The 10,805-nt window shown below is 64.3% G+C and carries 10 protein-coding genes; 2 read left to right on the forward strand and 8 right to left on the reverse strand.

Annotated elements, in window-relative coordinates:
• Positions 1-87: 87 nt before the first annotated feature.
• Positions 88-1,029 (forward strand): HTH-type transcriptional regulator CysB, encoded by a 942-nt coding sequence (cysB, locus tag B4920_RS00960; RefSeq protein ID WP_079432729.1) that lies wholly within the window; start codon positions 88-90, stop codon positions 1,027-1,029.
• A 69-nt stretch (positions 1,030-1,098) separates the two neighbouring features.
• Here the strand turns inward: cysB and B4920_RS00965 are convergent, their stop codons facing one another.
• Positions 1,099-1,959: a THxN family PEP-CTERM protein gene (locus B4920_RS00965; protein WP_079432730.1), complete on the reverse strand. Its 861-nt coding sequence runs from the start codon at positions 1,957-1,959 to the stop codon at positions 1,099-1,101.
• A gap of 340 nt (positions 1,960-2,299) precedes the next feature.
• Here B4920_RS00965 and B4920_RS00970 point away from each other — a divergent pair, with 340 nt between their 5' ends.
• On the forward strand, positions 2,300-4,084 hold the full coding sequence (locus B4920_RS00970; protein ID WP_079432731.1) for a monovalent cation:proton antiporter-2 (CPA2) family protein: 1,785 nt from the start codon (positions 2,300-2,302) through the stop codon (positions 4,082-4,084).
• 45 nt (positions 4,085-4,129) lie between these two features.
• On the opposite strand, the gene B4920_RS28610 is transcribed toward B4920_RS00970, so the two are convergent.
• The 7 genes from B4920_RS28610 to ftsH all read right to left on the reverse strand — a co-directional run bounded on the left by B4920_RS28610 (position 4,130) and on the right by ftsH (position 10,594).
• The gene (locus tag B4920_RS28610; protein ID WP_139379397.1) at positions 4,130-4,390 is read right to left on the reverse strand and encodes a hypothetical protein; all 261 of its coding nucleotides are present in this window, start codon (positions 4,388-4,390) and stop codon (positions 4,130-4,132) included.
• Between the two features lie 72 nt (positions 4,391-4,462).
• Positions 4,463-5,410 carry an asparaginase gene (locus tag B4920_RS00975; protein WP_254050802.1) on the reverse strand — a complete coding sequence of 316 codons (948 nt, stop codon included), beginning with the start codon at positions 5,408-5,410 and terminating at the stop codon, positions 4,463-4,465.
• Entirely contained in the window at positions 5,410-6,138 is a 729-nt protein-coding gene (locus B4920_RS00980; protein ID WP_079432732.1) for an amino acid ABC transporter ATP-binding protein, read from the reverse strand. The genes B4920_RS00975 and B4920_RS00980 overlap by 1 nt, the downstream gene beginning before the upstream one ends.
• A gap of 15 nt (positions 6,139-6,153) precedes the next feature.
• Positions 6,154-6,843, reverse strand: coding sequence for a glutamate/aspartate ABC transporter permease GltK (gene gltK / locus B4920_RS00985; RefSeq protein WP_079432733.1), 690 nt, complete (start codon positions 6,841-6,843; stop codon positions 6,154-6,156).
• A gap of 1 nt (position 6,844) precedes the next feature.
• A complete protein-coding gene (locus tag B4920_RS00990; protein ID WP_079432734.1) occupies positions 6,845-7,585 on the reverse strand; it encodes an amino acid ABC transporter permease in 741 nt (246 codons plus the stop codon).
• A gap of 137 nt (positions 7,586-7,722) precedes the next feature.
• On the reverse strand, positions 7,723-8,625 hold the full coding sequence (locus tag B4920_RS00995) for a glutamate/aspartate ABC transporter substrate-binding protein (protein ID WP_079432735.1): 903 nt from the start codon (positions 8,623-8,625) through the stop codon (positions 7,723-7,725).
• A gap of 151 nt (positions 8,626-8,776) precedes the next feature.
• On the reverse strand, positions 8,777-10,594 hold the full coding sequence (gene ftsH, locus B4920_RS01000; protein ID WP_079432736.1) for an ATP-dependent zinc metalloprotease FtsH: 1,818 nt from the start codon (positions 10,592-10,594) through the stop codon (positions 8,777-8,779).
• Positions 10,595-10,805 lie beyond the last annotated feature (211 nt).

The following is a 10,805-nucleotide window of genomic DNA, read 5'->3' on the forward strand; positions in this document are numbered from 1 at the left end:
GAGCAAAGAAGGTGTTCCGGGTTAAACCTTTAGAACTTAAAGTTCTATAATCGGATTTCGAGGTTCTTCCACGGAATCGCTGCGACGATGAACATTCAGCAGTTGCGCTATGTATTCGAGGTGGCCCGCCACGGACTCAACGTGTCGGAGGCCGCCGAGGCCCTGTTTACGTCCCAGCCCGGGGTGTCGAAGCAGATCCGCGTGCTCGAGGAGGAGCTGGGGGTCGAGATCTTCGTGCGCCATGGCAAGCGCCTGGTGGATATCTCTGAACCCGGCAGGCAGGTGCTGACCATCGTGGGTCGCATTCTGCAGGAAGTGGACAACCTGCGTGAAGTCGGCGCCGAGTTCAGCAACGAGGCGACCGGCAGTTTGTCGATTGCCTTTACACATACCCAGGCCCGCTATGCGCTGCCGCCGGTGGTGCAGGCCTTCATGACGCGCTATCCGAACGTGCGTCTGTCCTTCCATCAGGGCAATCCGCGCCAGGTGTGCGAGTACGTGCTGTCGGGGGTGGCCGACATCGCCATCGCCACCGAGGCGATCGCCGAGCACGAGGACATCGTGATGCTGCCCTGCTACCAGTGGAATCGCTGCGTCGTTGCGCCGCTGCGGCACCCGATCCTGGCCACGCAGCCGCTGACGCTGGAGGCCATCGCCCGCTATCCGCTGGTGACCTACGATTTCGCCTTCACCGGCCGCAACCGCATCAACGAGGCGTTTACCGGCCGGGGCCTGAAACCCAACGTTGTCCTGACCGCCATCGACTCGGATGTGATCAAGACCTACGTGGCGATGGGGCTCGGTGTCGGCATCATCGCCAGGATGGCGTACGACCCGGTGGCGGACAGGGAACTGGGCATGCTGGATGCCGCGCACCTGTTCGCCTCGAGTACGACGCGCATCGGTCTGCGCCGGAACGCCTGGCTGCGCGGATATATATATGCGTTCATCGAGTGCTTTGCGCCGCACCTGACGCGTCGGGTGGTCGATGCCGCGCTGGCGGGGGGCGGTGAGGATCCGGGGCTGTAGGGCTGTAGGGCTGCGGGGAAACTGCAGAGAAAAACCGGGGCGAGAGGCCCCGGCAATAAAATCCGTGCTTTACCCGTGACTGTTTCGCCTGACCCGAGCAAGCCCCGCAATGCCGAGCCCCCCAAGGAGCAGCGTTGAAGGTTCCGGAACCTTGATCGTTACGGGCTCCGTGGTAATCAGTGCGGCAAAATGGACCGTTGTATCGGCGCCTTCGGGGGTTTCAAAGCCGAGACAAGGCGCCGCAACTCCAACTGCTCCGCACGCAGCAGCCGAAAGTGCGTTCAAGCCATGTGTTGACTCGAAGAAACTGATGAAATATTCCTGATTCTGGAGAGGTCCTCCCGGGCCATCCAGATCGTAGTTGAATTTGAAATTCAGAGACTGAGCGTCGGTGACATAGATATCGGCGCACCCAGCTGAATTGACTCCGCTACCGTTCGCTCCGCCATCCGCGCAGGGACTCGCACCATTGGGCGTTTCAAGGTAATGCACCTTGAATGAGATCAAGGCAGGCGCCATAGCGCCACCTGGAGGGGCGAACGGGGTGAGAATCAGAGTGGACAGAATATCCAGCGACTTCAGCGTAGTGCCGGTGATTGGGCGGTTGAGGTGGGTGATCGCCACGTTGTTGATGGCTGCGCCATTCGTGGCGACGTTCGTGCTGCTTGGTGACGCGGAGATGTCGAGACCACTCTGCCCAAAGCCCGTGCTGTCACCCCAGCGCAAGCTTTGGTTGTTTACAACGGTCACCCCGGTAGGGGAAGTACAGTCATTATTGCTATCGCAAATGGTTGATGTGTCAAAAACCGTCGAAACATCGACAGTCCATGTATCAACAATACCGTTAACGAGCGTGGCCTGTACTGAAGCAGAGAAAGCGAGAGCCAGTGCGCCAGTAAGACGTGCAATATTTGCATGATGGTTTTTCATGATGCCCTCCGTCCATATTAAAGAAGCCAGTTGGCGTTTTTTAAGGACTTTCCGATGTCAAACACGAAATACTTGTCTTGCTCTCGTCTTGGTGCATTAATTGTGCCAATTTTGATTTTTTTGTCATATATCGAGTCTGTTCAAGGCTTCGCGCGAGAGTGCTCAGGGGGGAGTACTTCAAGCGCAGATGAAGATGTAAATTTTTCTGACAAAAATATTGAATTTATTGTGTACTGCAAATTCATTGGATTGGCTCATATTGTTTCCAGTTTCTTCCGCTGGCGCTCCGGACATCCGTTTGTGAGAGACTTGGATTTCTTGTTGTCGCTATCTCCCCGCCATGCAATCTCTGACCACTTTCGCTGCCCTGCTGCTGGCCTCCGTGCTGCTCGTTCCCATCTTCAAGCGGGCCGGGCTGGGCACGGTGCTGGGCTATCTGGCGGTGGGGGTGTTGATCGGGCCGTTCGGCGTGAAGCTGGTGCGCGATCCGGACAACCTGCTCCACACGGCCGAACTGGGGGTGGTGTTGCTGCTTTTCGTCATCGGGCTGGAACTGAAGCCCTCGCGGCTGTGGGCCCTGCGGCGATCGGTATTCGGGCTGGGGGCATTGCAGCTGTTCGGGGTGGCGGCGGCGCTTGCCGGTGCCGGACGTTATCTGGGCCTGTCGTGGCCGGCGGCGACGGTGGTGGGGATCATCCTGGCCTTGTCCTCGACGGCCTTCGTGTTGCCGACCCTCGCCGAGCGGCGTGAACTTTCCACCCGTCATGGGCGGGAAGCTTTCGCGATTTTGTTGTTTCAGGATCTGTCCGTCATTCCGCTGCTGGCCCTGATCCCGCTGTTCGGCACCGGGCGGCCGACGGCGCTGACCCATCCGGCGGTCGGCCTCGGTTTGCTGGCGGTAGTGGCGGTGATCGGCCGGCCGACGCTGGACATGCTGTTCCGCCACGTGGCGCGGGTGAACAGCCGGGAGATGTTCACCGCCGCCGCGCTGGCGACGGTGCTGGGCCTGGCGCTGCTGATGCAGGCCGGCGGCCTGTCCATGTCCCTGGGCGCTTTCGTGGCCGGCGTGCTGCTGGCCGATTCAGAGTTCCGTCATGAACTGGAAGCGGCCATCGCGCCCTTCCAGGGGTTGCTGCTCGGCTTGTTCTTCATGGCCGTCGGGATGTCCACCAATCTCGATCTGCTGGTCAAGTTTCCGTGGCAGATCGCCCAGCTCACCGCCGGGTTGATCGTCGTGAAAGGCGTGGTGCTGTTTGTGTTGCGGCGCCTGGTCGGTGGCACGACGGGGGATGCGCGCCTGCTGGCCCTGGCCCTGGCCCAGGGCGGGGAATTCGCCTTCGTGCTGTTCGATGCGGCCCAGTCTTTCCGCGTCCTCGGCGAAGTGCAGGCCGACAAGCTGACCCTGGTGGTGGCCCTGTCGATGGCGGTATCGCCGCTGCTATTGATGTTCGGTGACTGGCTGGCCCGGGCCGACAAGAAAAACGTTCCGCCCCGTGCTTTCGACGAGATGCCGGAGGATGGCAGCGAGGTGGTGATCGCCGGTTTCGGGCGGGTCGGCCAGATCGTCGGGCGTCTTTTGCTGGCGCGGGGCGTCAGCTTCACGGCGCTGGATTCCGATGCGGGCCAGGTGGATACGGTACGTCGCTTCGGTCTGAAGGTCTTTTACGGCGATGCAGCCCACCTGGATCTGCTGCATGCGGCGCAGGTGGGGCAGGCCAAGGTCTTCGTGCTGGCGATCGACGATGTTGAGGCTTCCCTGCGCACTGCGGAGCTGGTGCGCAAGCATTTCCCCCATGTGCAGATCGTGGCGCGGGCGCGCAACCGCTTCCACGCCAGCCGTCTGATGGACCTGGGCATCGAGCGGCAGATCCGCGAGGCCTTGCCGTCCAGCCTGGAAATGGCCAAGTGGACGCTGGAGCTGCTCAACGAACCGCCGGCGCTGGCGGAGCAGATGGTGAACCGCTTCGCCCGCCACGACGCCGAGGTGCTGGCGCGGCAGCAGGCCATCGGCCACGACGAGCACAAGCTGATCCAGTCGTCCCTGGAGGCCCGCGAGGAGCTGGCCCAGGTGCTGGAGGAGGCCCGCGTGGCCTTTACCCGCAAGGGGCGCGGCGCGACGTCCTGATCGCGGGGCGTCTTGCGGGCCGGCGCGGGCGTGCCGGCGGAATGATTATTTCCCGTGAAAAAAACTTTTTTCCATATGGAAAACGCCGTTTTTCACATGACGGAAAGCTTGGGCGACACCACCGGGTGATCGGGCGGTGTGCCAAAAATCCTTTGTCACGCCGCCCGGCGATTTTTTCATGTGCCCCACGGCTCCGGCGGCGTGACGCAAAAAATCCGTCATGCCGCCGGATGGGTTTTCGGTGTGAAAAATCCTGTTCTTCATATGAAAAAAAGGATTTTTCGTATGACAAAAAATCTTTGTCATATGCTCCGATGATCGGGTGGTGCGTCAAAAGCTTTTTGTCACGCCACTCAATGATTCCGCGGCGCCACCGGATCATTCTTCCAGCTGCAGAAAACTCTGCGCTTCGCCGCCGCGGGCGAGGGCCAGCATCAGCGCGATGCGGGCCTTGGCGGGAGGCAGGTCGCCGGCGGTGAGCCAGCCTTCGCGGTCGTCGTCGGCATTGGCGTTGTGATCCACCGGGCCGGCGCAGCGGCTGGCGCGCAGGATCGCCACGCCGTGTCCGCGGGCCCGGGCGAGGGCTGGCTGCCAGGCGGCCGGCACGCTGCCATGGCCGGTGAGGGCCAGCACCAGGCCGCGGGCGCCGCCGGCAACACAGGCATCCACCAGCTCCGGCGGCGCGCCGGCATAGCCCATCAGCAGATCCACCCGCGGCAGCGTGGCCGGGCTCAGATCGGCGCAGCGCCCGTCGGGGCGGCCGTCGGTCCATGGCCTTGCCGACTCGAAGGCATCCAGCCCATGGGTGCGGGCCTTGCAGAGCCAGCGCGCCGGGTAGGCGGTCCGGTTCATTACCGCCAGCACGCCCTTGCCCTGCGCGCTCGGACTGGCGGCCAGGCACACGGCGGCACGCAGGTTGGCGGGTCCGTCGGCTTCGGGGTGGTCGGCCGGGCGCATGGCGCCGGTCAGCACCACCGGCTTGTCGCCGGGCAGCGTGAGGTGCAGGAAGTAGGCGGTCTCTTCCAGCGTGTCGGTGCCGTGCAGGATCACGATGCCGGCTATGGTCGTATCGGCCAGCGCACGGCGGGTGGCGGCGAGAATCGTCAGCCAGTCGGCCGGTGTCATGTCCTTGCTGTCGAGGGCCAGGATCTGCTCGGCGCTCAGCTCGGCGGTGGCGTCCAGGCCGGGGACGGCCGCCAGCAGTTGCTCCACCGGGCGTACGCCGGCCCGGTAGCGCGCGCCGTCGCCGGCAGGATCGGCTTCGCCGGCGATGGTGCCGCCGGTAGCCAGCAGGTGGATGCGCGGGCGTGCCATGCCAGTGGACATCAGTGGGTCAGGATCTTGGCGAGGAACTGGCGTGCGCGCTCGGAGCGCGGATTGCCGAAGAAGGCGTCTTTGGCGTCGTCCTCGACGATCTGGCCCTGGTCCATGAAAACGATGCGGTTGGCAACCTTGCGGGCGAAGCCCATCTCGTGGGTCACGCACATCATCGTCATGCCTTCTTGGGCGAGCTCGACCATCACGTCGAGGACCTCGTTGATCATTTCCGGATCGAGGGCCGAGGTGGGTTCGTCGAAGAGCATGCAGATCGGGTCCATCGCCAGCGCGCGGGCGATGGCGACGCGTTGCTGCTGGCCGCCGGAGAGCTGGCCGGGAAACTTGGCGGCATGGGCCTTCAGGCCGACCCGGTCGAGGAGCTTGAGGCCCTTGTCGGTGGCCTCGTCCTTGCTGCGGCCGAGCACCTTGACCTGGGCGATGGTCAGGTTGTCGGTGATGCTCATGTGCGGGAACAGCTCGAAGTGCTGGAAGACCATGCCGACGCGGCTGCGCAGCTTCGACAGGTTGGTCTTCGGGTCGCCGACGGAGACGCCATCGACGGTGATGGTGCCGCTCTGGAAGGGCTCCAGGCCGTTGACGCACTTGATCAGGGTGGACTTGCCTGAGCCCGACGGCCCGCAGACGACGATCACCTCGCCTTTGTTCACCTCGGTGGAGCAATCGGTCAGCACCTGGAAAGTGCCGTAGTGCTTGGAAACGTTCTGGATGGAAATCATCTCGGACTCCGGGAATCAGTGTGCCCCATGGGCATTGAGCTTTTTCTGGTAATGGCGGACCGCCTGGGAGGCCGCGAAGCAGATCAGGAAATAGACGGCGCCGGCGAACAGCAGCAGCTCAACCAGCCGCCCGTCCCGGTCGCCGACCTTGTAGGCGACGCCGAAGAAGTCGGCCAGCGCCGAGACGTACACCAGGGAGGTATCCTGGAACAGCACGATGGCCTGGGTCAGCAGCAGCGGCACCATGTTGCGGAAGGCCTGCGGCAGCACGACCAAGCGCATCGCCTGGGCGTAGGTCATGCCGAGGGCGGCGGCGGCGGCGACCTGCCCTTTGGGTACCGACTGGATGCCGGCGCGGATGATTTCCGAGTAGTAGGCCGCCTCGAACAGCGCAAAGCCCACCAGCGCCGAAGCCAGGCGTACGTCGGTGGTGGCGCTCAGGTTGAAGACGCCGCGCAACACCTGGGGCACGATCAGGAAGAACCACAACAGCACCATCACCAGGGGGATGGCGCGGAATAGATTGACATAGCCCGCGGCCAGCCAGGTCAGTGGCTTGATGGCGGCCAGGCGGGCCATCGCCAGCAGTGTTCCCCAGGCGATGCCGAACAGCACCGCGCAGGCGGTGATCTCCAGGGAGACCTTCATGCCTTCCCACAGGAAGGGCAGGGCGCCGGGAATCGAGGACCAGTCGAACTCGTACATCTCACTTGCTCCCCAGGTAGCCGGGCACCCGCGCGCGGGCTTCGACGATGCGCATCAGCCCCATCACCACCACATTGATGACGAGATACAGCAGGGTGATGGCGATGAAGGACTCGTAGGGTTGGGCGGTGTAGTCCACCAGCTGGCGGCCCTGGGCAGCCAGTTCGAGCAGGCCGATGGTCGAGCACACCGCCGAGTTCTTGAAGATGTTGAGGCACTCGGAGGTGAGGGGCGGCACGATGAGGCGGAAAGCCATTGGCAGCAGCACGTGGCGGTAGGTCTGCGGCAGCGTGAAGCCGAGGGCGAGGCCGGCGGCCCGCTGGCCGCGGGGCAGGGCGTTGATGCCGGCACGGACCTGCTCGGCGACGCGGGCGCTGGTGAAGAAGGCCAGGCACAGCATGGCCGACAGGAATTGCTGGGTCAGGGGCGAAAGCTGCTGCTTGAAGGCATCGCCGAGCCCGAAAGGCAGGATCTCGGGCAGCACGAAATACCAGATGAAGAGCTGCACCAGCAGCGGGATGTTGCGGAACAGCTCCACATAGGCGCTGGCCAGGGTCGACAGCGGCTTGCTGGGCACGGTACGCAGCACGCCCGTCAGGCTCCCCAGCGCGAGGGCCAGCAGCCAGGCCGACAGGGACAGCAGGATCGTCGTCTGCAGGCCCGACAGCAGCCAGACGAGGTAGGTGGTTTCACCGGTGGGGACCGTACTGCCGAAGATGCTCCAGTTCCATTGGTAGCCCATGGAAGGGTTCCTTTCGGGGCGCGTTGCTGGGCAGGCGCTGGAACGGTGCCGCTCCGCTACTGCCGTAGGGGCGAACTCATCCGCCCGCGGACATCAATACATGCGACAGAGGGCGAAGGCACTCGCCCCTGTGGTTTTCAGTCGAAAGGCTTGTCGTTGGGGGCCTTGTAGAGCTTGATCATGGCGTCGGAGAGCGGGAAGTTGAGGTTCAGACCCTTGGGCGGGATGGGCTGGGTGAACCACTTCTTGTAGATCGCTTCGGCCTCGCCGGAGGTCATGGCCTTGGCGAGGGTGGCATCGACGAGCTTCTTGAAGCCGGGGTCGTCCTTGCGGAACATGCAGCCATAGGCCTCGAAGCTCTGCGGCGTGCCGGTGACGACCCAGTCGGCAGGGCGCTTGGCCTTGGCCATTTCACCGTAGAGGAGGGCGTCATCCATCATGAAGGCGACGGCGCGGCCGGTCTCCAGGGTCAGGAAGGCTTCGCCGTGGTCCTTGGCGGAGATGATGTTCATGCCGAGCTTCTTGTCCTCGTTCATCTTGCGGATCAGGCGCTCGGAGGTGGTGCCGGCGGTGGTCACCACATTCTTGCCGGCGAGATCGGGGAAGTCCTTGATGCCGGACTCCTTCTTGGTCATCAGGCGGGTGCCGATGATGAAGAGGGTGTTGGAGAAGGCGACCTGGCGGGCCCGCTCGGCGTTATGGGTGGTGGAGCCACACTCGATGTCGATGGTGCCGTTCTGGATGAGGGGAATGCGGTTCTGGGCGGTGACTGGCAGAAGCTTGACCTGCAGGGTGTTGAGCTTGAGGTTGGCCTTGACTGCATCGACCACCTTGAGCATCAGCTCCTGGCTGTAGCCGACGACCTGCTGCTTGTCGTCGTAATAGGAGAAGGGGATGGAGGACTCCCGGTGGCCCAGCGCGATGGTGCCGCTGTCCTTGATCTTCTTGAGGGTCGGCGACTCCTGGGCGAAGGCCGACTGGGTGGCGAAGCTGGCGGTCAGGGCGAGCGCGGCGAGGGCAGACTTGCGGATGCACGGCATGGGGGCTTCCTCCACGGAATATCGAACGATCACGGATCGGGTCTTCCGCCCGTCGCCTGGCGGCGCAGCGAGGCGGGGCGCGCCTTGGCGCGCGTCCCGGGCATTGTAGCCCGCTCTGCTGCAGTGCGGAGTGCTGCTGGGGAGCGTTGGCTCAGGCGGCGTCGAGACGGGCGTGGATGGCCTTCAGGTCGGCTTCGTCTAGGGTTTCGCGGCTCAGCAGGTCGCGGGCGGTTTCCTCGAGGATGGCGCGACGGGCGGTGAGGATCGCCAGGCTGTGCTCGAAGGCGGCGGCGACGATGCGGCGCACCGCGCAGTCGATCTCGCGGGCGGTTTCCTCGGAGTAGGCGCGCTCTTGCGGTGGCGCCGCGTTCTGGCCGAGGAAGTTGGCCTTGTCGCTGTCGTAGGCGACGTTGCCGAGCTCGGCGTCCATGCCGAAGCGCATGACGATGGAGCGGGCGATGGCGGTAACCTTCTGCAGGTCGTCGGCGGCGCCGGTGGACACTTCACCGAAGACGATCTGCTCGGCGGCACGGCCGCCTAGCAGCACCGCCATCTTGTTCTCCAGCTCGGCGCGGGTCATCAGGAAGCGGTCTTCGGTGGGGCGCTGGATGGTGTAGCCGAGGGCGCCGACGCCGCGCGGGATGATGCTGATCTTGTGCACCGGGTCGGTGCCGGGCAGGCCCATCGCCACCAGCGCGTGACCCATCTCGTGGTAGGCAACGACGGTGCGCTCGTGTTCGTTGAGGACCCGGTTCTTCTTCTCGAGGCCGGCGACGATGCGCTCCACCGCCACCGTGAAGTCGTCGACGGTGACCGATTCGCCGTTGCGGCGGGTGGCGACCAGCGCGGCCTCGTTGCACAGGTTGGCCAGGTCGGCGCCGGAGAAGCCCGGCGTCAGCGCGGCAACCTTCTCGGGGTCGGTGTCGGCGGCGAGGGTGATCTTCTTCATGTGCACCGCCAGGATCGCGATGCGGCCCCTCTTGTCGGGGCGGTCGACGAGTACCTGGCGGTCGAAGCGGCCGGCGCGCAGTAGCGCCGGATCGAGCACCTCGGGGCGGTTGGTGGCGGCCAGCAGGACGAGGCCGGAGGAGGAGTCGAAGCCGTCCAGCTCCACCAGCAGCTGGTTGAGGGTCTGTTCCTTCTCGTCGTGGCCGCCCATCGCGAAGGCGCCGCGGGCCCGCCCCATGGCGTCCAGCTCGTCGATGAAGATGATCGCCGGGGCCTTGGCGCGGGCCTGCTCGAAAAGGTCGCGCACACGGGCCGCGCCGACGCCGACGAACATCTCGACGAACTCCGAGCCGGAAATCGAGAAGAAGGGCACGCCGGCCTCGCCGGCCACCGCCTTGGCGAGCAGGGTCTTGCCTGTGCCCGGCGGGCCGACCAGCAGCACGCCCTTCGGCACGCGCCCGCCGAGGCGGCCGTAGGTCTTCGGGTCTTTCAGAAAACCAACCACCTCCTTGAGTTCGTCCTTGGCCTCGTCTACGCCGGCTACGTCCTCGAAGCTGACGCCGGTATTGGCCGCAACATAGACCTTGGCCTTGCTCTTGCCGAGGTTCATGAAGCCGCCGCCGAGGCCCTGCTTGCCGGCGAACTTGCGCATCGCGAACATCCAGATGGCGACGAAGATCACCGCTGGCAGTACCCAGCCGAGGATGTCGCGGAACAGGGTGTTCTCGACGACGCCGGTGAATTTGACGTCGTACTGGCCAAGGTCCTTGGCCAGCGCCGGATCGACGCGGGTGGTGACGAACTTCTGGCGGCCGTCCTGCAGGGGTTGCTTGAGGGTGCCCTGGATGGTGTTGTCGGCGATGGCGATTTCGGCCACCTCGCCGGCCTTCACCATGCGCTGGAATTCGCTGTAGGGCACCGGCTCGACGGTGCGCATCTGCACCCACAGGTCGTGCAGCGTGAAGATCGCGAACAGCGCGAAGATGAAGTACCAGAGGCTGAACTGGGTTTTCTTTTCCATGGGCCGGGGCAAGGCGAAGGGCAGTTAGGTGTACCCGATATGGGGGCGGGATGGGCCCGCTTCAAGCGGCTGCGGCTTGCCGGCGGGGGCGCCGGGCAATGTGACATCCTTCCTGCAGACCGAGCGTCCGCATGCGAGTTCCGTCACGGGGAGCCGCCCAACCGGCTGACACAATGGCACCTGTGGAAAAACTTCATCTGGATCGCCTGTT

It is taken from the genome of Zoogloea sp. LCSB751 (genome assembly GCF_002028455.1).
Lineage (GTDB): Bacteria > Pseudomonadota > Gammaproteobacteria > Burkholderiales > Rhodocyclaceae > Zoogloea.